Here is a 20848-nt window from a genome sequence, read left to right as displayed (position 1 = left end):
GGACACCCGCAGCCAACGCTCAGGCGTTGGTTGCCACGCCTTTCAACACATCGATCAGCTGACGCAGGCGATACGGTTTGGGCAGGAAATCCACCTGCGCCGGCAGCGGCGGCAATTGCGCCTTTGCAAACCCCGAGGCCAGGATCACCCGCGCCTGCGGCAGCAGCTGCGCCACGTGTTCGCTCAGTTCGATGCCCGACATGCCGTTGGGCATGCGGATGTCGCTGAAGACCACATCGTAGGGGCCGTTCTCGCGCAGCATGCGCAAGGCGCTGTGGCCGTCGTCGGCGGTTTCGACGGTGATGCCTGCGTCGCGCAGCGCCTCGCCGATCAGTTCGCGCAATTCCTGCTGATCTTCCACCATCAACAGACGCAGGGATTCAGTCATGCTCAGCCTCCTCGATGGCCGGGAGAAACAGGGTAACGGTGGTGCCGCGGCCAGGCGCAGTGTCCAGCTCGACGAAGCCACCGGATTGGGACGCAAAGCCGTGTACCTGGCTCAATCCCAGGCCCGAACCCTTGCCCACGTCCTTGGTGGTGAAAAACGGCTCACTGGCGCATTGCGCCACGTGTGCCGACATGCCGGGGCCATCATCGCGTACGGCAATGCTGACGTAAGCGCGCGGCCGGCCATGCGGATCGGATGGCGCAGCACGCTGCTGTAGCGCCGTTTCCAGCACGATGGTGCCGCCGCCCGGCATGGCATCGCAGCTGTTGAACACCAGATTGAGCAAGGCCGCCTCCAGTTGGCCGGGGTCCACGCGGATATCGGGCAACTGTTCGGCGAACGCCAGCGACAGCACGATCCCGGCCGGACAGGCACGCCGCAGCAGCTCCAGCGAGCGCGTCACCACCGCGTTGGCGCCGTGGCGTTCGGGAATCAGCCGCTGCCCGCGCGCAAAGGCGAGCAGTTGGCGTGTCAGCAAGGTGCCCCGATCGACTGCCGTCTGCGCCGCGTCCACCAGCATGCGCGTACGCGCGTCGTCGCCGGCACGCAGCGCGATCAGGTCCAGGCTGGTCACCATCACGGTCAGCAGGTTATTGAAATCGTGCGCCATGCCGAGCGTCAGGCGACCCAGCGCGTCCACCTTCTGCGACTGCAGCAGGGCATGCTGCGCATGCTGCAACAGCTGCTGCGCCTGGTGCCGCTGGTCGATGTCGCAGGTGACCTTGGCAAACCCCACCAGCACACCGAATTCCAGCACCGGCTCGATCGCCACGCTTGCCCAGAAGCGGCTGCCGTCCTTGCGCACCCGCCAGCCTTCGGTGGCAAAACGCCCCTCGCGTCTGGCGGTGTCCAGATTGCCGGCAGGTTCGCCGCCCTGCGCATCCTCCGGCAGATAGAAGCGCGAAAAATGCGAGCCAATGATCTCGGCGGTGGTGTAACCCTTGATGCGCTCGCCGCCGGGATTCCAGCTGCACACGTGGCCGCCCGTATCGAGCATGTAGATCGCGTAATCGGACACGCTCTGCACCAACAGCTGGCACTGCCGGCTGTCGTGAGAAAGCGGCCCCGCACTGTCGACGGCCGTTTCCGCATCCATCACGCAACTTTCCCCCGGAAAAGCGCGCGACCATAGTGACGAGTGCGTGAAGGCTGCGTGCAAGCCGACCCGGCTGCAGAGCGTCAAAATCCCGGCGATTTGCGCGTGAAAGTTATCGGCTACCATGACCGCCCTCCCCGTCCGGTCCGCGCCTTTATGCAGAACATCTCGACCACACGCGACCGCTGGGTGTGGGTGATCGCGGGGGCCCTGATGGCCGGAACGCTCGGCGTGGAATTGGTCACACCGCTCGGCTATGCGGTGTGGCTGACCTATTTCGTCGCGGTGGGCGTGACGGTCTTCCAGAATCGCGTGCAGGTGCCCCTGGTGGTCGCCGCGCTCTCGTGCGTGCTGCTGGCCGTCGGTTTTCAGCTGGCGCCGTCCAGTACCAGCTCGAGTTTTTCCTCGATCAACCGCAGCATCGGCGGGGTGTCGTTCCTGGCGATGGCGCTGGTGGTGATGCAGGCGATCCGCGCGCGCCGCCAGGCCGAACTGGCGCTGTGGCTGCAGCAGGCCGAAAACACCGTTGAAGCCAGTTTGCGCGGCGATCACAGCCCCGACGATCTGGCCAATGCCGCCGTGCGCGCGCTGTGCGACACGCTGGATGCGCAGGTCGGCGCGTTGTATCGCATCGAGGGCGAACGCCTGCGTCTGACCGGCGGCGCCGCGCTGCCGGCCGATGTGTCCAGGACACTGCCGACCGATGCCGGCCAACTCGGCGAGGCCTTGCGCAGCGGCACGGTGCGCCGGGTGCGCGGTGTGGAAGCCGGACATCTGCAGATCGCCTCGGGCCTGGGCCGCAGCGCCTGCCAGGAACTGCTGCTGGCACCGGTCATCGCCGATGGGCGGGTGATCGGCATCCTCGAGCTGGGGCGCGCCGCTGCGCCGGGCACTGCCCGCACGCGCGAGGAAGAACTCCTCACGCGCTGCGGCGAGAACATCGGCCTGGCCTTACGCACGGCATTGCTGCGCGCGCAGCTGGTGGCCCTGCTGGAAGAAACCCAGCGCCAAAGCGAAGAGCTGCAGACCCAGCAGGAAGAGCTGCGCGTGGCCAACGAGGAGCTGGAGGAACAAAGCCGCAGCCTGCAGCAGTCGCAGAGCGATCTGGAACTGCAGCAAGCCGAGCTGGAACAGACCAACGTGCAGCTGGAAGAACGCACCCAGGCGTTGGAAGCGCAGAAGCAGGCCTTGCTCATCGCGCAGAATCAGTTGGTGCGCAACAGCAACGAGCTGTCCACCGCCTCGCGCTACAAATCCGAGTTCCTGGCCAACATGTCGCACGAGCTGCGCACGCCGCTCAACAGCGCGTTGATCCTGGCCAAGCTGCTGTCGGACAACAAGGACGGCACGCTCAGCCCCGAGCAGGTGAAATACGCGCAGGCGATCCTGTCGTCCAACAACGATCTGCTGGCGTTGATCAACGACATTCTCGACCTGTCCAAGATCGAGGCCGGGCATGTGGAACTGGCCGACGAAACCGTCGCCACCAGTTCGGTGCTGCAGCGCCTGCGCGAAACCTTCGAGCCGCTGGCGCGCCAGAAGGGCCTGGCGTTGCAGCTGGCTGCCGAATCGGACGCACCGACGCAACTGGTCGTCGACAGCCAGCGCCTGCAGCAGATCCTCAAGAACCTGCTGGCCAACGCGATCAAGTTCACCGAGCACGGCAGCGTCAGCCTGTCGATCCAGGCGCACACGCCGGGACGAGTGCTGTTCAAGGTCAACGACACCGGCATCGGCATCGCGCACGAACAGACCGAGATCATCTTCGAAGCGTTCCGTCAGGCCGATGGCAGCACGCGCCGTCGCTACGGCGGCACCGGCTTGGGCCTGTCGATCTCGCGTGACCTGGCCCAGCGCATGGGCGGCAGCATTCGGGTGGACAGCCAGCCCGGACGCGGCAGCTGTTTCACGCTGGAATTGCCGATCGACGGCGCGCCGGCCGAGCTGGTCACCGCAGCACAGGCCAACGCGGGTGCGCTGGCGATCGGCGCTACGCCGTTGTCGCAATCCGCCAGTGGCACGGCCATGGCCTCGCGCCTCGATGGGCGCGCAACGGGTGCGTCCACGGGGATGCCGCTGCCGATTCCGGCAGCCGCCGCCCCGCCGCTGCAGCGCGCCGACGATGATCGCGACCAACGTACCCGCCCCGGCCGGCTGATCCTGGCGGTGGAAGACGAAGCACGCTTTGCACAGGCGCTGGTCGACCTGGCGCACGAGCTGGACTTCGATTGCGTGGTGGCACCCAGCGCCGAAGAGGCGCTGCGCCTGGCCGCCGAACTGCGTCCCAGCGGCATCCTGCTCGACATCGGCCTGCCGGATGCGTCCGGCCTGAGCGTGCTCGAACGCCTCAAGCGCGATCCGGCCACGCGCCATATTCCGGTGCATGTGGTGTCCGCGCTGGAGCGCAGCCAGATTGCGCTGGAACTGGGCGCGGTGGGCTATCTAATCAAGCCGGCCACGCGCGAGCTGCTGGCGGGCGCGATTCGTCAACTGGAAGACACCAATGCACGCGCGGTGCGCCGCCTGCTGATCGTCGAAGACGACAGCGCGCTGCGTGCGAATCTGCAATTGCTGCTGGCGCGCGATCAGCTGGAGATCATCGCGGTGGGCAGCATCGCCGAGGCGATGCAGCAGCTGGCCGGCTCGACCTTCGACTGCATGGTCACCGATCTGGCGCTGCCCGACGGCAGCGGCTACGACCTGCTCGAGCGCATGGCCGGCAACGACGCAGTCGCGTTTCCGCCTGTCATCGTCTACACCGGGCGCGCGCTCACCCGCGACGAGGAACAACGCCTGCGCCGCTATTCCAAGAGCATCATCATCAAGGGCGTGCGCTCGCCCGAACGCCTGCTCGATGAGGTGACGCTGTTCCTGCACAGCGTGGAAGCCTCGCTGCCCAGCGACCAGCAACGCCTGCTGCGCGAGGCGCGCCGCCGCGACGCGGTGCTGGACGGCGCCACCGTGCTGCTGGCCGAGGACGACGTGCGCAACATCTTTGCGCTCTCCAGCGTGCTCGAGCCGCTGGGCGTGACGCTGCAGATCGCCCGCAACGGCCGCGAGGCGCTGGAACATCTGGCCAAGCACGAAGTGGACCTGGTGCTGATGGACATCATGATGCCGGAGATGGACGGCCTGACCGCGATGCGCCAGATCCGCGCCAACCGCCAGTGGCAGGATCTGCCGATCATCGCGCTGACCGCAAAGGCCATGGCCGACGACCGCGAACGTTGTCTGGAGGCCGGTGCCAACGACTACATCGCCAAGCCCATCGACGTGGACAAGCTGGTGTCGCTGTGCCGGGTGTGGTGCTCGCGGCAATGAACGCGGTGGAGCTGTTCGACCTGGAGCTGCGGGTGCTGCTGGAAGCGGTCTACCAGCGCTACCACTACGACTTCCGCGATTACGCGGTGTCGTCGCTGCGCCGGCGCATGCGCCACGCGATGGCACGCCTGGAGTGCACGCGCGTGGCCGATCTGCAGCACCGCCTGCTGCACGAACCGGACACCTTTGCGCAGGCGATGCAGTTCTTCACCGTGCAGGTGTCGGAGATGTTCCGCGACCCGGCCTACTTCCGCGTACTGCGCGAGCATGCGGTGCCGGTCTTGCGCACCTATCCGTCGATCAAGCTATGGGTGGCCGGCTGCAGCACCGGCGAGGAAGTCTGGTCGCTGGCGATCCTGTTGCACGAAGAAGGCCTGCTGGAAAAGGCGGTGATCTACGCCACCGACATCAATCCCGAAGCACTGGGCATGGCCGAGGCCGGCGCCTTCGGCATCGACCGCATCGCGCAGTTCAGCCGCAATTACCTGGATGCCGGCGGCCGCGGCTCGCTCTCGGATTACTACACCACCGCCTACGATGGCGCGGTGTTCGATCGCCGGTTGAAGCGCAACATCGTCTTTGCCGACCACAGCCTGGCCACCGACACGGTGTTCTCCGAAGTACACCTGGTGTCGTGCCGCAACGTGCTGATCTATTTCAACCGCAGCCTGCAGGACCGTGCCGTGGGCCTGTTCCACGATGCATTGGTACACCGCGGGTTCCTGGGCCTGGGCAGTAAGGAATCGCTGCAGTTCGGGGCGCATGCGCAGGCGTTCGAGACCGTGGCACGCGAGCAGCGCCTGTTCCGCAAGGCGGCGGCATGAACGCAATGCACGCAGGGGCAGCGCAGTTCGACGCGATGGTGATCGGTGCCTCGGCCGGCGGCGTCATGGCCTTGCAGGCGCTGCTGTCCAGCCTGCCTGCAGACCTGCCGATGCCGGTACTGGTGGTGTTGCACCTGCCGCGCGACCGCACCAGCCATCTTGCCGAGCTGATGGATGCACGCTGCGCCTTGCCGGTGCGCGAGGCCGAAGATAAGCAGCCGCTGCTTGCCGGCAGCGTGACCATCGCCCCGCCCGACTACCATCTGCTGGTGGAAACGCGCGACAGCCTGGCGTTGTCGATGGATGCACCGGTGCTGTTCTCGCGCCCGGCGATCGACCCGCTGTTCGAATCGGCGGCCGACGTCTTCGGGCAGCGCCTGCTGGCGATCCTGCTCACCGGCGCCAGCAGCGACGGCAGCGCCGGCGTGGCGGCGGTGCGCGCGGTCGGTGGCACCGCCTGGATCCAGCGCCCCGACGATGCCGCCTCACCGCTGATGCCCGCCTCCGCTCTCGCCTATGCTGGCGCCGATGCGGTGCTCACCCTGCAGGCGATCTGCAGCCGACTGGAAGCCTTTCACCCATGAATCTCACCGCGACCGGCTTGGCTGCGCACAGCAATGGCGACGAACCCGCCAAGCTGCTGATCGTCGACGACGTGCCGCAGAACCTGGTGGCGATGGAAGCGCTGCTGCAGCGCGACGGCCTCCAGGTGCTGTGTGCCGCGTCCGGCGCGCAGGCGCTGGAGCTGCTGCTCGAACACGATGTGGCGCTGGCGCTGCTGGATGTGCACATGCCGGAAATGGACGGTTTTTCGCTGGCCGAACTGATGCGCGGCTCGCAGCGCAGCCGGCATGTGCCGATCATTTTCCTGACCGCATCGCCGAACGATCCGATGCGCGCGTTCCAGGGCTACGAAACCGGCGCGGTGGATTTCCTGCACAAGCCGATCGAGCCGCACGTGATCCTGAGCAAGGTCAATGTGTTCATCGAGTTGTACCAGCAGCGGCGCCTGCTTAAGGCACGCAACGCCTCGCTGGAACGCGCGCTTACGCTCAACGAAACCATGATGGCCGTGCTCACCCACGACCTGCGTACGCCGCTGTCGGTGATCCTGCTGTGCGCCGACAAGCTCGGCCTGGATGTGGAGGCCGATGGCTCGGCCGCACGCACGCTCGATCACCTGGAAAACAGCGCGCGGCGGATGGCGCGGATGGTCGAGCAGTTGCTGGATTTCTCGCGCCTGCGGAGCGACGGGCTGTCGATGCAGTTCGGCTCCTGCAATCTGGGCGAAGTCACCCATAGCGTGGTGGGCGAAGTGGCGCAGGCCAACCCGCACACGCCGATCGACCTGCGTACCGAAGGCGATCTGGACGGCGATGGCGACGGCGATCGCCTGGCCCAGGTCGTGTCCAACCTGGTCGGCAATGCGGTGCTGCATGGCGGCAGCCAGCCGGTGCGGGTGCATCTGGACGGACGCGAACGCGACACGCTGCGGCTGTCGGTGCGCAATGTCGGGCGCATCCCGGACAGCCTGATGCCGCGCCTGTTCGAGCCGTTCAAGGCCAGCTTCCATGCCAGCCAGGGCCTGGGGCTGGGCCTGTTCATCGCCGACCAGTTCGTCAAGGCGCACGGCGGCACGCTGCAGGCGCGCAACGAAGACGGCGACGTGGTGTTTGAAGCCGTGCTGCGGCGACACAACCTGGCCGCGTAATCGCGGCCATGCGGCGGCCGGGCAGCACGCCGGGCTGCCGCCACGGCGCACCCGGCAAGGCGTGCGGGGTGATCGAAACCCATGCAATCCCGATGCTGGCGGCCTGTCGCAACCCCAGCCCATCGCGACAACATAATCCCTCTGACGAACTCATCCAGCACGCCTCACGCAGCGCGCGGCGCCTGCGATCCGACAACGGAAGCCGGCACGAAAGCGGTTTGCATCGTCATGCGGGCGCGACCAGTGCCCGCATGACGGATGCGCCGTATGCTCGTACTCCACGCCCCGTCCCGGCGCAGCGTTCCAGCCTGTTTCGATCGCACCAGCATCTGTCGTCATCATCCGGCGCACGCCGTGCGCCATGTCCGAGGAGGTGGTCATGTCGTATGTGGATGGATTTGCACTCGCGGTACCCACGGCCAACAAGGCCGCGTTTCTGGAACATGCCCGCATGGGCGATGCCATCATCATCGAATACGGCGCGCTGCGCGTGGTGGAGTGCTGGGGCGATGACGTCCAGCATGGACAACTGACCGACTTCCACCGCGCGGTCGCTGCCGGCGAGGACGAAACCGTGGTGTTTTCGTGGATCGAATGGCCGGACAAGGCGACCCGCGATGCGGGCATGCGCAAGATGATGGACGACCCGCGCATGGACCCGTCGGTCAACCCGATGCCGTTCGATGGCAAGCGACTGATCTACGGCGGCTTCGTTCCGATCCTGAGCCTGGGGCAATCGGGCTGAGCACTGCAGCGCGCGTGCGCCAGCTTGTGGCATGAGCGCCGCACACCCGGTGTTGCGGCAGTGGCCGACGGCACCGGGCCTTAGACAATGGCAGTTACACTGGCCGCATGCAGCCGCGCTCGCCGCCCACGATGCGCGGGCGCAGCGACTGCATTGCCTGCCACCGGAGACCACCGCATGACCGACGCACCGCTTTTAATCGCCTGCCCGAGCTGCGCTGCGATGAACCGTGTCGCAGCTGCGCGTCTGCGCGATGCACCCAACTGCGGCAGTTGCCACAAGCCCTTGTTCCTGGGCACGCCGGTGGCGCTGTCGGAGGCCGATTTCGACAAGCATGCGGTGCGTAGCGCGCTGCCGTTGGTGGTGGATTTCTGGGCGCCGTGGTGCGGGCCGTGCCTGAGCATGGCGCCGCAGTTTGCCGCAGCCGCGGCACTGCTCGAACCGCAGGTCCGGCTGGCGAAGGTCGATACCGATCTGCATCCGGCGCTGGGCACGCGCTTCGGCATCCGCAGCATCCCGACCTTGCTGGTCATCCGCGGCGGCAGTGAGCTGGGCCGTCACTCCGGCGCGGTGAGCAGCGCGCAGATCGTCAGCTGGGTGCAGTCGGTGTTGCGCAGCCGTTGACACAAAAAAACCCGCTGCATGATGCACGCAGCGGGTCTGTTCTACGTTCTACGATCGGCATCACTACGGCACACGCGCAGTGATGCAGTCGATCGATCAAGCACCGGGAGCGGCTGACCAGAGCACTGTGCAGCCGCTGGCGACTTTTCAGTCGCTCTTATTGCCAGTTGACGTTGACCGACACGCCCACCACGCGCGGCTCGTTGTACACCGCCGCCATGTAGTTTTCGATCACGCCCTTGACGTTTTTCTCGTTGGTGATGTTGCGCGCAAACGCCGCCACTTCCCACGCACCATAGCCGCCGGTGTAACCGAGCTTGAGGCCGCCTTCGAAATTGCCGTTGGCGCGGAACTCGGTGGAGTCGTACAGCACGAAGCTGGTTTCGCCCTGCTTGTTCCAGTCGGTGGAGACGAAGAAGGCGCCATCGTTGCCCACCGGAATGTCGTAGCGCGCGGCCAGGTTGAGGTTGTACTTGGGCGCGTTGGGCAGCGGGTTGCCGTCGATCTGCGCAAAGGTGTTGGCACCGACGCGGATGGTCGGGTCGTTGACCGTGCACACCACCACGCCGTTGAGCGCACAGGCCTGCGCGTAGACGCGATCGTCGTGGATTTCGCTATGCAACAGGCTCAGGCCGGCGGTCAGCGACAGGTTGGAGATCGGGCGCCAGTCCAGATCCGCCTCCAGGCCGTAGGCCTTGGCCTTGTCGGCATTGAACAGCACGCCATTGCCGTCCGAATCGTTGCCGTTGAGCTGGATGTCGTCCACGGTGTAGGTGAAGCCGCTGACGTTCAGACGCAGGCGATTGTCGAACAGGCTGCTCTTGATGCCGGCCTCCCACGACAGGATGGTTTCCGAATCGGCGGTGGTGAAATCCGAATTGAACACCGCGCTGCGGCCCTGGATGGTCGGGCCGCGGAAACCGCGTGCCACGCGCGCATAGACGCTCAGCTCGGGATTGATTTCATACATCGCGCTGAGATCCCAGCTGGGCTGGGTGTCGGACATGCGCACGTCGCGACGGCCGCGATAGGTCACCGCACCGGCGGCGGTATCGGCGGTCTTGAGCAGGCGGGTTTCCTTGCTGTCCTTGGTCTGGCGCAGACCGGCAGTCAGGGTGAGCGCGTCGGTGGCCTTGTAGCTGAGCTGCCCGAACCCGGCCCAGGAGGTATTGGTGTTGCGCAGGCGCACCCAGTTGTTGGGGTTGCGCGCGGCGGTCTGCAGGAAATACGCCCGCTGATAGAAATCGGTGGTATCGCGCCCGTCGAAGTAGAACGCGCCCACCTGCCATTGCAGAGCGTCGTCGCCTTCGCTGGCCAGACGCAGTTCCTGGGTGTACTGGTCCAGGTCGCGGATCTGCCCCATCGACTGGCCGAAGCCGTTCGGCACGCCGTTGACCGGGTAGTTCGCCGCTGCGCCGCCATCGGTGTCGCCACGGCTATAGCCGGAGGTGGTTTCGTAGGCGGTGATGGAGGTCAGCGACACGCCGCCGAAATCGTAGATCGCCTTGATCGAGCCGCCGTCGGTCTGATACGCCTGCGGGTTGTCGTGCGCCTCGTCATAGGCCACGCGATCGCGCGGCACGTCGACCTTGTCGCTGCCGCGCGTGACCGCATTGCGCAGGAACAACGTGGAGGTACCGTCGTAGTCGCGGGTATGCACCGAGCCCAGCAGCGAGAACGCGTCGTTGGGCTTGAGCAGCAACTGCAGGCGCGCATTGCGGTCGTTGTAGCCGCCCATCGCATCCTTGCGCGGGGTACGCGTGCCGTCGGCGCTACTGCCGGCGAAGGTATTGTCCACCCAGTCGTCGCGGTGCTGGTACAGGGCCGACACGCGGAACGACAGCACGTCGTTGATCGGGCCGCCGAAGCCGCCGTCCAGAGATACCGTGTTGTAGCTGCCGTAGCTGGCATCGACGCGGCCGGTATAGGTATCGCCGGGTTTGATGGTGTCGAACTTGACGATGCCGGCGGTGGTGTTGCGGCCGAACAAGGTGCCCTGCGGGCCGCGCAGCACTTCGACCTGGTCCACGTCGTAGACCGGGTTGGACTTGAGCACCACGTGTTCCAGCACCACGTCGTCCTGGATGATGGACACCGGCTGCGAAGCGCCGAGGTAGAAATCGATATTGCCCAGGCCACGGATATAGAAGCGCGGGAAGATGCGCCCGGTAGTGGTCTCGGCATAGAAGCCCGGCACGCGGCCGGACAGCGCCAGCAGCGTGTCGTCGCCACCGGCGGTGAACTCGCGCATCGCCGCGCCCTGCACCACGCCCACCGACACCGGCACTTCCTGCAGGTTCTGCTCGCGGTGTTCGGCAGTGACGGTGACCGTATCCAGCGCGGTCGGGCTGCCCTCACCCTCGCCCTGGCGCGTCGGCGCCTGCTGCGCAGAGGCAGCAGCGGCCAGCGAGGCAAGCAGCAGGCCGGCGCAGGCACGCGCCAGCGGCGTGCGCTGCAAGGCGGCGCGACGGCGTGCGGGTGCGTGCGTGGTGGCGGACGTCAGGGACGCGGAGACAGACGAGTACAACGACATGCGAGATGATCCTTGGGTAGGTGACGCGAGGGGTGACACGGAGGCAAACGTGGCGATCAACATGACTGCGCGGCGATCAGGCGGGCACGGCCGGTACTTGGAATCGGCACGTCGCACTCGTACACGCCGGTTCCTCCCCCACCGTCCGCACCCACCTGACACCTGCTCGCCACGTGTTGTTGGCCACTCCAGCGTCCGTCGGCACCGGGCATGCCGGCCGACGACGCAAGGTGGCGCCGCGCGCACGATATGTCAGCAATGTTGCAGCTCTATGGCAAGCGTGGCGTTGCGCACATGGCCGCCGTTGCAGAGCCATGCCGCGGCGCGCGCCAGGCATTTCGAAACGGCATGCCTGCGCTGGCCGCGTGCTGTCATGCTGGCGCCATGCGGACGCGCTCAGCGGAGAGGAACAGAGCTTGAAACGACTTGGATGGATGGCGGGCGTACTGGCCGCAGTGAGTTGTCAGCTGGCGCAGGCCGGCAGCGCGGTGATCAGCCGGATCGACTACCAGGGCGATGACGGCGGCCCGATACCGACCGCGGCACAGTACCGCAACCCGGTCGTGGCCGGTTTCCATCCTGACCCGTCGGCGGTCCGCGTCGGCGACGACTTCTATCTGGTCAATTCCAGCTTCGGCTATTTCCCCGGCCTGCCGGTGTTCAAGAGCCGCGATCTGGTGCACTGGACGCAGATCGGCAACGCGATCGATCGCCCCGATCAGATCAAATACGGCAACGACGAACTCACCCGCGGCCTGTTCGCCGCCAGCATCAGCCACCACGACGGCACCTTCTACATCGCCAACACCTGCTTCTACTGCGATGGCGGCAATTTCCTGATCACCGCCAAGGATCCGGCCGGGCCCTGGTCGGACCCGATCTGGCTGGATGCCAAGGGCATCGACCCATCGCTGTTCTTCGACGACGACGGCAGCGCCTGGCTGGTCAACAACGATGTGCCGGCAGGCAAGCTGCGTTACGACGGGCACCGCGCGATCTGGCTGCAGCGGCTGGATCTGGCCAGCATGAAACTGGTCGGCACGCGCCAGGTACTGGTGGATGCGGGCTTCCAGCCGGCCAGCAACCCCGAGCATATCGAAGGCCCGCACCTGTTCCGTCGCGATGGCTATTACTACCTGACCGCAGCCGAGGGCGGCACCGGCGAGCAGCATGCACAGATGATCTACCGCAGCCGCCAGATCGCCGGGCCCTACCAGCCCTGGAGCGGCAATCCGGTGCTGACCCAGCGCGATCTGGACCCCAGCCGCAGCGCGCCGATTACCTCCGCCGCCCACGCGCAATTGGTCGAATTGCAGGACGGCTCCTGGTGGGCGGTATTCCTGGCCACCCGCCCGTATCAAGGCAACCACTACACCCTGGGTCGCGAAACCTTCCTGCTGCCGGTGCAATGGCGCGACGGCTGGCCGGTGATACTGCCGCACGGCACGGCTGTGCCTGCGGTTGCCACGCGCCCGCCGCTGCCGGCAGGCACGCAGGACGCACCCACCAGCGGGCCGATGCAGTGGAGCGAGCATTTCCAGGACGCGCGCGTGCCGATGCAATGGATGACCATCCATCCGCCAACGGCGCCGTGGTATGTCACCGGCCCGCAGGGTCTGCGCATCACGCCCTCGAGCGTGGCGCTGGGCGATATCGGCCGCGGGCAGCCGGCGTATCTGGGCCACCGTCTGCAGCATCACCACGCCACGCTGGCGGCGACCGTCGATGGCAGCACGCTGGCAGCGGGCGAACAGGCGGGGCTGGCGATCGTCGCCAGGGAAACGCATTACCTGGCCTTACTGCTGGTGCGCGAGGATGCCGGCATGTCGGTGGTGCTGTCGCGCCGCGCCGGGACGCAGGAGCCAGGCAGCGGCACCGTGCTGGCGCGCGCGCCGCTGGCCGATGCAACCCAACCGGTCACGCTGCGCTTCGCCCTGGATGGCGCACGCGTGCATGTGGATTACGCAGTCGGCAGCGGCCAGTGGCACACGCTGCAGGAACAGGGCGATGCCCGCATGCTCAGTACCGACAGCGCCGGCGGTTTCCTGGGTGCCACGTTCGGCCCGTACGCGTACGCGCAGTGAGCGCACGCACGCCAACGACACGCCGGTGCTGCCGGCGCACTGGAAAGGCATCCAGCGCGTGCAACACGGCGTGTCAGGCACAGGCGGCGCACACCTGAAACACACGCAGCTGGACGCTGGTTTGGACGCACGCAACGCCTGAGGCGTCGCGGCACATCGTCATCGTCGCGCGGCAGGCGCAGGCACCGACAGCTGGCGCCTACGCGCGTAAACCGCGTCAGGCGCGGGCGGCGATCACGCTGCTATCGAGCATCTGCCCGACCATGTTGAGCAGATCGTTGAGGCTGAAAGGCTTGGGCAGCAGCGCCATGCCGTCGGCCAGGAATTCCTGGCGGGTGGCGGCGTTTTCGGCGTAGCCGGTGATGAACAGGATCGGCAGGCCCGGCCGCAGCGCGCGCGCCACGTCGGCCATGTCGCGCCCGTTCATGCCGGGCAGGCCGACGTCGGACACCACCAGATCGATCTCCACCCCGGCACGCAACTGATCCAGCGCGCCGTTGGCATCATCGGCTTCCACCACGTGGTAGCCGGCATCGCTGAGCACCTCGCTCACCATCATGCGCACCACATCGGTGTCGTCCACCAGCAAGATGCGCTCGCTGCGTGTACGGGGCGAACTCGGTGCCGGTGCCGGCGGCACCGCGCTGGCAGTGAGCCCGCGCGGCAGCAGCAAGGCCACCGTGGTTCCGCGGCCCACGGTGCTGGTGATGCGTGCGGTGCCGCCGGACTGGCGCGCAAAGCCATAGGTCATCGACAAGCCCAGGCCGGTGCCCTCGCCGATCGGCTTGGTGGTGAAGAACGGCTCGAAGACCTGATTGAGGATGGCCGGTTCGATGCCGCTGCCATTGTCGATCACGTTCAGCACCACGTAATCACCATCGTCCAGTTCCGGATCGCCTTGCGCGGTGTAGGCCGCGCTCTGGATGCGGATGGTACCCCGACCCTTCAAGGCGTCACGTGCGTTGATCACCAGGTTGAGCACCACGTTTTCAAGCTGGTTGGCATCGGCCACCGCCACCAGTGGCGTGTCGGCCAACTCCAGCTCCAGCACGATGTTCTCGCCGATCGAGCGGTGCAGCATGTCTTCCAGCGAACGCACGCGTGTGTTGATGTCGAAGGCTTGCGCATCCAGCGATTGCTTGCGCGCGAAGGCGAGCATGCGCTGGGTCAGTGCGGCGGCGCGATGCGCCGAGCCGGTGGCGATCTCGGCCAGCCGCGGCACCCGCTCGATGCGGTTGGACTCGACCGCCAGCTGGATCATGTCCAGGCCGGAAATGATGCTGGTCAGCAGATTGTTGAAGTCGTGCGCGATGCCGCCGGTGAGCTTGCCCAGCGCCTCCATCTTCTGCGCCTGCAGCAACTGGATTTCGGTGCGCTGGCGCTCGGCGATCTGGTGGGCCAGCTCGGTGGTGGCGGTATCCAGCTCCTGGCGCTGCTCACGCTCGCGCAGGCGCTGTTCGGTGACGTCCTCGACCAGCAGCAGGCCCAGATCCGGTTCGCGATACGGCGACACGCGCCACTCGGTTTCGCGCATCTTGCCCTCGCGCAGGATCGACAAGGCACCGCTCCAGCGCTCGCGTTGCGCCAGTGCGTTGGTCAGCGCCTGCACGGTGGCGGCCTGGTCCACGCCGGGTACGGCAAGCGCCTCGCCGGGCGTGACGGTACCGATCAAGCGCTGGAACGCCGCGTTGGCCTCATGCGTGTGCAAGCTCGCATCGACCACCGCAATCGGTGCACTGATGTGCTCGAAGATCTCGCGGAAGCGTGCCTCGCTGATGCGCAAGGCGTCTTCGGCCTGGCGCGCGCGCAGCAGGGTGCGCAGCGTGGCGACCAGCACGCTGGGGTCGACCGGGTGAATCAGGTAGGCGTCGGCACCGGCCTCCAGGCCGGTGATCATGTCGCCGGTGGCGATCGACGCGGCCGACACGTGCACCACCGGCAGCAACGCGGTGCGCGGCTCGGCGCGCAGCGTGCGCACGATGTCAAAGCCGCTCATGTCCGGCAGATTGACGTCCAGCACCACCGCAGAGAATGCCTGCTCGGCCAGTTTGGCCAGGCCGTCGGTGCCGGTGCCGGCTTCGTCGACCACGAACTGATGGTGTTCGAGCACGCGGCGCACCGAATAACGCGTCACCGCGTTATCGTCGACGACCAGAATGTGTGGCTTACTGCCCAAGTGCATCCTCCGCTGCCAGCGTGACCGGCAGCACCACGAAAAATTCCGAGCCCTGCCCGACCACGCTGTTGATCCCCACCGTGCCGCCCAGCAACTCGGCAAACCGCTTGCAGATCGATAGCCCCAGACCGGTGCCGGTGAGGCGTTTCTGCAACGGCGAATCCACCTGTACAAAATCCTCGAACAAGGCGTCGTGAAGCTCGGCCGGAATGCCGATGCCGGTGTCCTGCACGCTGAAGCGCACATGGGTCTCGCCTTCCAGCTGCGCGAATACGCGCACATGGCCTTGCGGGGTGAACTTGAGTGCGTTGGAAATGAAGTTGCGCAGGATCTGCGCCAGTTTCTTGTCGTCGGTATAGAGCATCGGCAGCACCGGCGGGTCTTCGAAAATCAAGGTGGTGCTGCCGGCATCGGTGAGCGGGCGGAACATGCCGCGCAAGGCCGCAAACAGGTCCATCAGGTCGAACCAGCCCGGCGAGATGGTGATGCGCCCGGCCTCGATCTTGGCCAGATCCAGCAGGTCGTCGACCATCTCGGTGAGCTCGCGCGCCGAGGCGCTGACAAAGCGCACCTGCTTGGACTGCTCGGCAGTCAGCGGCCCGTCCATGCCGTCTTCCAGCAGCCGCGTGATGCTCAGGATCGAACTGAGCGGGGTGCGGAACTCATGGCTCATGTACGACAGGAAGCGGCTCTTGAGCTCGGACACATCGCGCAGCTGTTCGGCCTGCTGATCCAGCTCGGCATACAGCGCCAGCACACCCTGGTTGGTCTCTTCCAACTCTTCGCGCAGGGCCTGGTTCTGCCGCCGCAGCGCATCCAGTTCGGCCAGCGGATCGAGCGGCGGTGTCTCACCGGAAGCATTCATTGCAGGCCTCCCAGCCGCATGACAAATACGCCGCAATCGTCGCGGCCACGCGTGTAATCGCGCAACAGCACCGCCGCAATCAGACGCGGATGGCGCGACAGCAGGCCCGGGTGATCGCGCAGGTTCCAGCGCGATTGCAGGCCATCGCTGTGCATGACCAGCAGCTTGCCGGCGGCATCCGCAAAATCGAACGGCTGCGCCTTGCGGAACTGCACCCCGACGATGCCCGGATGCGACGGCATGCCACGCACGCCGTCGCCATCGCACAGCGAGGCGACGATATTGCCCACCCCGGCAAAGCGCACCCGGCCGGTGCTGCTGTCGAACTGCATCACCGCGGCCGCGCCGCCGCGGGTACCCGACATGCCGGCATGCAGCTGCGCGATGCGCTCGCCGGGTTCGCCGCGGGCCGTCGCCGCCGCGCGCGCGCCGGCATCGGCGGCATCGGCGGCGCCCGGACCGTGGCCCAGGCCATCGATCAGGGTAACGGTCGCCCGCTGCCCGCCAATCGCCAGATGCCAGGCATCGCCGCACACCGTTTCGTTGTGCAGCGGTAGGCGGATGGCGCCGTACGGCAGGTCCAGCTCGGCGCGTTGCTGCGCAAACAACCGTGCCATCACCACCGCACCCTTGGCATCGGAATACGCATCCAGCACCTGCGCCTGGCGCTGGATCGCACCCAGCCCGGTGCCTGGCGTGCCGGCGGTGGAATAGCCATCGCGCAGGCCGTCCACGAGTGCGAACCCGGGGCCGCCGTCGATGGCGCAGATCTCCACACCCATGCCCTGGGCGGTGGCGACCGTGGACAACTGCAGCACGCCGCCACGTCCATGCTTGACCATGTTGGTGGCAAGCTCGGTAGCCACCAGCGCCACGCGCCCGCAGGCGGCCTCATCGAAACCCAGCGCCTGAGCCAGCACCGCCGCCTCGCGGCGTGCCTGCCCGACCTGGCTGGTTTCGTCGACGCGAAACGCGCGCGTAACCTCGCCGGCGAGCATCACTTCCATTTGGTGATGGTGATCCGCGTGCCCTTGCCGGCTGCGGTGTCCAGCACGAAATCATCCACCAGCCGACGGCTGCCGGACAGGCCCAGCCCCAGCCCGCTGCCGGAGGTCCAGCCATCGGTGAGCGCCAGATCCAGGTCGGGAATGCCGGGGCCCTCGTCGCGGAAGGTCAGCTGCACGCCCTTGCGGATGCCGCTTTCCACCAGGGCCCAATCCATGTCGCCGCCGCCGCCGTAGATCACGGTGTTGCGGGCCAGCTCGCTGGCTGCGGTGACCAGCTTGGTCTGGTCGACCAGACGCAGGCCGCACTGCACTACCAGCTTGCGTACCGTCTGCCGGGCCAGCACCACATCCTGTTCGGTGCGCACCGGTTGCGAACCGGTGGTCATGAAGCGTGATCGGGTTGCTGCAACAGGCGCATGCCGCGTTCGACATTGAGCGCGGTGCGCACCGACGGCAGGGTCAGGCCCAGCTCGACCAGCGTGATCGCCACGGCCGGCTGCATGCCCACCACCACGGTCCTGGCATCCATGATTGCCGCCAAGCCGGAGATGGTGCTGATCATGCGGCCGATGAAGGAGTCGACGATGTCCAGTGCGGAAATGTCGATCAGCACGCCGCGCGCGGAGGTGGCGCTGATCTTTTCCGACAGGTCTTCCTGCAGCGTCATCGCCAGTTGGTCGTGCATGTCCACCTGGATGGTGACCAGCAGCAGGTCGCCCATCCGCAGGATCGGGATGCGCTCCATGTCAGCCCGCCTTGCCCACGGTCACGCCGATGCGCTTGAGCGCCAGCGCCAAAGCGTCGGACAGGTTGGCCTTGGTGACGATGCCCTGCAGGTCCAGGCCCAGGTGCACGATGGTCTGCGCGATCTGCGGGCGCACGCCGCTGATGATGGCATCGGCGCCCATCAGGCGGATCGCGGTGACGGTCTTGAGCAGGTGCTGCGCCACCAGTGTGTCCACGGTGGGCACGCCGGTGATGTCGATGATGGCGATTTCCGAGCCGGTGTCGACGATGCGCTGCAGCAGCGACTCCATCACCACCTGGGTGCGCTGCGAATCCAGCGTGCCGATCATCGGCAGTGCCAGCACGCCCTCCCACAGCTTGACCACCGGGGTGGACAGCTCCAGCATTTCTTCCTGCTGGCGCACGATGATGTCTTCGCGGGTCTTCTGGAACGCCTTGACGGTGTACAGGCCCAGACGGTCCAGCAGCTCGGACAGCGCCCACAGCTGCTGGCCGAGATCCTCCGGCGCATCGGCATACTCGCGCTGCATCAGCGCAAACAGCACCCGCTTGAGCGAGAAGATGAAGTTGGCGGTTTCCTGCGAATCGAAGCCACGGGTGGCGCGGTCGCGCGAGAGGTTTTCCAGGAAACGACGCACCTCGCTCCAGTCGACGCTATCCAGGCTGCTGCCGCCGTCCTTCAGGGAAGCGACCAGCAGATGCAAAAAGTCCGCGCTCTGGGTTTCGACGTCCTGCCGGGAAATACGTCCATCGCTGCCCAGGCTGGAGCTCAGCCATGCAGCCAACAACGCCGTTTCCTGGCCACGAATCGCATCGATCGAGCGCTGCTGCAATGCCACCATGAGATCACCCGCCGAGAGTAGAAGAGAGAAGGCTGGGCATGCGGGGCGATGGCGCCCCCTGACTGGCGCGGCGCCCCCACGCCGAAGCGCAGCAGAATAAAGCAATTCAGTTTCGGCAACCAGCGACGAACCTGTAGCGGTCAGTGGAACGTGCAGACAGAGTTTGACATTGCGGCGCACGCGGTGAACGTGAGCGCGACCACGCCTGGAAAGATGCGATAACTGCCGTCCCGTTCCCTTGCCACAGGCGCGACGATTGCAGGCGCGACGGCCGCCGGTTGGCGTCCACCGCCGGCTCGGCCGTGCGTGTAGCCGCCGACCGCTACGCAACGGTGGTCATGGTTTTGCGGGCAGAGCGCGTCTGACGCCGCCCCATACCTGTCGGAAGCGCGCATCCCATGCCAGCGGACGCGCCCGCTGCGCCAGCTGGCCCGCTCGTCCACAACCGGCACCGCATGCAACGCGCTGTGCCACCGGCAGGGTGTCTGCGCGGCAGCCGGGCGTGGTCTGATCGCAGCCTGCTTTTTCTCAGGTGGTCGCTCTCCATGTCATCGCTGTTCTCTCCGTATCAACTCAAGAACGTCACCCTGCGCAACCGCATCGCGGTGCCGCCCATGTGCCAGTACACCGCCGTCGACGGCCTCAGCAACGCGTGGCATCAGGTGCACTACGCCAGCATGGCGCGCGGCGGTGCGGGCCTGGTCATCGTCGAGGCCACCGGCGTGTCGCCGGAAGGACGCATCACCCCCGGGTGCCTGGGCCTGTGGAACGACGCCCAGGCCGAGGGACTGGCGCGCATCGCGGCATCGATCAGCGCTGCCGGCGCGGTGCCGGGCATCCAGATCGGCCACGCCGGCCGCAAGGCCAGTGCCAACCTGCCGTGGGAAGGCGACGACCACATCCCCGACGGCGACCCGCGCGGCTGGGACACCATCTCGCCCTCGGCCATCGCCTTCGGCGGCGGCCTGCCCAAAGTGCCGCGTGAGATGACGCTGGACGACATCGCCCGCGTGCGCGGCGATTTTGTCGCCGCCGCGCAGCGCGCGCGCGATGCCGGCTTCCAGTGGCTGGAGCTGCATTTTGCCCATGGCTATCTGGCGCAGAGCTTCTTCTCGGTACACGCCAATCAACGCCAGGATCACTACGGCGGCACGGCCGACAACCGTGCGCGCTTCCTGCTGGAAACGCTGCAGGCCGTGCGTGCGGTCTGGCCGGAACAGCTGCCGCTCACCGCACGCTTTGGCGTGATCGAATTCGATGGCCGCGACGAAGAGACCCTGCAGGAAGCCATCGCACTGACGCGTAACTTCAGGCAAGGCGGCCTGGATCTGCTCAACGTCAGCATTGGCTTCAGCACCCCGACTGCGCAGATTCCGTGGGGACCGGCCTTGCTGGCGCCTTACGCCGAACGCGTCAGCCGCGAGGCGCAGCTGCCGGTTGCTTCGTCCTGGAACATCGACGATCCGCTGGAAGCCGACCGCGTCGTCGCCGCCGGACAGATGGAGCTGGTGATGGTCGGCCGCGCGCACCTGGCCAACCCGCACTGGCCGTATGACGCCGCATTGGCCTTGGGCGAAGAACGCCCGTCGTGGGTGCTGCCGCCCTCGTACGCGCACTGGCTGGAGCGTTACGGCAAGCGCAGCTGATCAGACAGTTGCGATGCGCTGCGAGATTGCGGTACGTGCAAATGCTTAGGTCTGCTGCGGGCGCTTGCACCGGGTTTCCAGGGATGGATTCCCGGCGTGTCCCGACACTGGATGCGGCGCCGCGCTGCCGACCGACTCCGCAGCCCTGGCAATCTTGTGCAAGACCTCTGCCGGTTCCA

Annotated in this window: 17 protein-coding genes and 1 other RNA gene; 9 read left to right on the top strand and 9 right to left on the bottom strand. The window is 66.6% G+C overall.

The genetic code is table 11. The annotated features are described in order from the left end of the window. Positions 1-19: 19 nt before the first annotated feature. Together ABQ137_RS06730 and ABQ137_RS06725 are read right to left on the bottom strand one after the other, a co-directional pair. On the bottom strand, positions 20-388 hold the full coding sequence (locus tag ABQ137_RS06730) for a response regulator (RefSeq protein WP_024938072.1): 369 nt from the start codon (positions 386-388) through the stop codon (positions 20-22). Then, positions 381-1544, bottom strand: a complete 1164-nt coding sequence (locus ABQ137_RS06725; protein WP_349781670.1) for a PAS domain-containing hybrid sensor histidine kinase/response regulator family protein — start codon at positions 1542-1544, stop codon at positions 381-383. Before ABQ137_RS06725 ends, ABQ137_RS06730 begins: the two co-directional genes overlap by 8 nt. A 156-nt stretch (positions 1545-1700) precedes the next feature. Between ABQ137_RS06725 and ABQ137_RS06720 the strand changes: the two genes are divergently transcribed. From ABQ137_RS06720 to trxC, 6 genes are all read left to right on the top strand, one after another. Beyond that, positions 1701-4865 (top strand): response regulator, encoded by a 3165-nt coding sequence (locus ABQ137_RS06720; RefSeq protein ID WP_154831651.1) that lies wholly within the window; start codon positions 1701-1703, stop codon positions 4863-4865. Next, positions 4838-5689: a CheR family methyltransferase gene (locus tag ABQ137_RS06715; protein ID WP_172454412.1), complete on the top strand. Its 852-nt coding sequence runs from the start codon at positions 4838-4840 to the stop codon at positions 5687-5689. Before ABQ137_RS06720 ends, ABQ137_RS06715 begins: the two co-directional genes overlap by 28 nt. Positions 5690-5694: 5 nt before the next feature. Next, entirely contained in the window at positions 5695-6273 is a 579-nt protein-coding gene (locus tag ABQ137_RS06710; protein WP_349782342.1) for a chemotaxis protein CheB, read from the top strand. Further along, entirely contained in the window at positions 6270-7400 is a 1131-nt protein-coding gene (locus ABQ137_RS06705) for a hybrid sensor histidine kinase/response regulator (RefSeq protein ID WP_349781668.1), read from the top strand. The genes ABQ137_RS06710 and ABQ137_RS06705 overlap by 4 nt, the downstream gene beginning before the upstream one ends. Positions 7401-7779: 379 nt before the next feature. Beyond that, complete coding sequence (locus ABQ137_RS06700; protein ID WP_046345870.1) at positions 7780-8145, top strand: DUF1428 domain-containing protein; 366 nt, start codon at positions 7780-7782, stop codon at positions 8143-8145. 177 nt (positions 8146-8322) lie between these two features. Continuing rightward, positions 8323-8769: a thioredoxin TrxC gene (gene trxC, locus ABQ137_RS06695; RefSeq protein ID WP_104576313.1), complete on the top strand. Its 447-nt coding sequence runs from the start codon at positions 8323-8325 to the stop codon at positions 8767-8769. A gap of 157 nt (positions 8770-8926) precedes the next feature. On the opposite strand, the gene ABQ137_RS06690 is transcribed toward trxC, so the two are convergent. Beyond that, on the bottom strand, positions 8927-11302 hold the full coding sequence (locus tag ABQ137_RS06690) for a TonB-dependent receptor (RefSeq protein WP_039520026.1): 2376 nt from the start codon (positions 11300-11302) through the stop codon (positions 8927-8929). A 108-nt stretch (positions 11303-11410) separates the two neighbouring features. Between ABQ137_RS06690 and ABQ137_RS06685 the strand changes: the two genes are divergently transcribed. Beyond that, positions 11411-11487: non-coding RNA, sX9 sRNA (locus ABQ137_RS06685), on the top strand. Between the two features lie 249 nt (positions 11488-11736). Beyond that, entirely contained in the window at positions 11737-13386 is a 1650-nt protein-coding gene (locus tag ABQ137_RS06680) for a glycoside hydrolase family 43 protein (protein ID WP_184517776.1), read from the top strand. 217 nt (positions 13387-13603) lie between these two features. On the opposite strand, the gene ABQ137_RS06675 is transcribed toward ABQ137_RS06680, so the two are convergent. From ABQ137_RS06675 to ABQ137_RS06650, 6 genes are read right to left on the bottom strand one after another with little or no spacing between them, the layout of a single operon-like run. Continuing rightward, positions 13604-15562: a response regulator gene (locus ABQ137_RS06675; protein ID WP_184516553.1), complete on the bottom strand. Its 1959-nt coding sequence runs from the start codon at positions 15560-15562 to the stop codon at positions 13604-13606. Continuing rightward, complete coding sequence (locus ABQ137_RS06670) at positions 15552-16427, bottom strand: sensor histidine kinase (protein WP_065031873.1); 876 nt, start codon at positions 16425-16427, stop codon at positions 15552-15554. Before ABQ137_RS06670 ends, ABQ137_RS06675 begins: the two co-directional genes overlap by 11 nt. Next, entirely contained in the window at positions 16424-17434 is a 1011-nt protein-coding gene (locus ABQ137_RS06665; RefSeq protein WP_104568784.1) for an ATP-binding protein, read from the bottom strand. Before ABQ137_RS06665 ends, ABQ137_RS06670 begins: the two co-directional genes overlap by 4 nt. After that, positions 17425-17820, bottom strand: a complete 396-nt coding sequence (locus ABQ137_RS06660; protein ID WP_016901512.1) for an ATP-binding protein — start codon at positions 17818-17820, stop codon at positions 17425-17427. Before ABQ137_RS06660 ends, ABQ137_RS06665 begins: the two co-directional genes overlap by 10 nt. Beyond that, entirely contained in the window at positions 17817-18179 is a 363-nt protein-coding gene (locus tag ABQ137_RS06655; protein ID WP_104552896.1) for an STAS domain-containing protein, read from the bottom strand. The genes ABQ137_RS06660 and ABQ137_RS06655 overlap by 4 nt, the downstream gene beginning before the upstream one ends. A 1-nt stretch (position 18180) precedes the next feature. Beyond that, positions 18181-19023, bottom strand: a complete 843-nt coding sequence (locus tag ABQ137_RS06650) for an STAS domain-containing protein (RefSeq protein ID WP_349781664.1) — start codon at positions 19021-19023, stop codon at positions 18181-18183. Positions 19024-19568: 545 nt separating this feature from the next. Between ABQ137_RS06650 and ABQ137_RS06645 the strand changes: the two genes are divergently transcribed. Beyond that, positions 19569-20669: an NADH:flavin oxidoreductase/NADH oxidase gene (locus ABQ137_RS06645; protein ID WP_349781662.1), complete on the top strand. Its 1101-nt coding sequence runs from the start codon at positions 19569-19571 to the stop codon at positions 20667-20669. The last annotated feature ends 179 nt before the right edge of the window (positions 20670-20848 follow it).

Source organism: Xanthomonas sp. WHRI 8393, from assembly GCF_040203315.1.
GTDB lineage: Bacteria > Pseudomonadota > Gammaproteobacteria > Xanthomonadales > Xanthomonadaceae > Xanthomonas > Xanthomonas arboricola.
Note: the sequence above shows the minus strand (reverse complement) of the source record. Positions and strands in the feature narration are given on the sequence as shown.

What these genes read in the sequence shown, in the direction of transcription:
- ABQ137_RS06660 (WP_016901512.1), bottom strand. Translation starts at nt 17,820, where the DNA reads ATGACCACCGGTTCGCAACCGGTGCGCACCGAACAGGATGTGGTGCTG.
- ABQ137_RS06730 (WP_024938072.1), bottom strand. Translation starts at nt 388, where the DNA reads ATGACTGAATCCCTGCGTCTGTTGATGGTGGAAGATCAGCAGGAATTG.
- ABQ137_RS06665 (WP_104568784.1), bottom strand. Translation starts at nt 17,434, where the DNA reads ATGGAAGTGATGCTCGCCGGCGAGGTTACGCGCGCGTTTCGCGTCGAC.
- ABQ137_RS06710 (WP_349782342.1), top strand. Translation starts at nt 5,695, where the DNA reads ATGCACGCAGGGGCAGCGCAGTTCGACGCGATGGTGATCGGTGCCTCG.
- ABQ137_RS06655 (WP_104552896.1), bottom strand. Translation starts at nt 18,179, where the DNA reads ATGGAGCGCATCCCGATCCTGCGGATGGGCGACCTGCTGCTGGTCACC.
- ABQ137_RS06645 (WP_349781662.1), top strand. Translation starts at nt 19,569, where the DNA reads ATGTCATCGCTGTTCTCTCCGTATCAACTCAAGAACGTCACCCTGCGC.
- ABQ137_RS06700 (WP_046345870.1), top strand. Translation starts at nt 7,780, where the DNA reads ATGTCGTATGTGGATGGATTTGCACTCGCGGTACCCACGGCCAACAAG.
- ABQ137_RS06680 (WP_184517776.1), top strand. Translation starts at nt 11,737, where the DNA reads ATGGCGGGCGTACTGGCCGCAGTGAGTTGTCAGCTGGCGCAGGCCGGC.
- ABQ137_RS06705 (WP_349781668.1), top strand. Translation starts at nt 6,270, where the DNA reads ATGAATCTCACCGCGACCGGCTTGGCTGCGCACAGCAATGGCGACGAA.
- ABQ137_RS06670 (WP_065031873.1), bottom strand. Translation starts at nt 16,427, where the DNA reads ATGAATGCTTCCGGTGAGACACCGCCGCTCGATCCGCTGGCCGAACTG.
- ABQ137_RS06720 (WP_154831651.1), top strand. Translation starts at nt 1,701, where the DNA reads ATGCAGAACATCTCGACCACACGCGACCGCTGGGTGTGGGTGATCGCG.
- ABQ137_RS06725 (WP_349781670.1), bottom strand. Translation starts at nt 1,544, where the DNA reads ATGGATGCGGAAACGGCCGTCGACAGTGCGGGGCCGCTTTCTCACGAC.
- trxC (WP_104576313.1), top strand. Translation starts at nt 8,323, where the DNA reads ATGACCGACGCACCGCTTTTAATCGCCTGCCCGAGCTGCGCTGCGATG.
- ABQ137_RS06650 (WP_349781664.1), bottom strand. Translation starts at nt 19,023, where the DNA reads ATGGTGGCATTGCAGCAGCGCTCGATCGATGCGATTCGTGGCCAGGAA.
- ABQ137_RS06690 (WP_039520026.1), bottom strand. Translation starts at nt 11,302, where the DNA reads ATGTCGTTGTACTCGTCTGTCTCCGCGTCCCTGACGTCCGCCACCACG.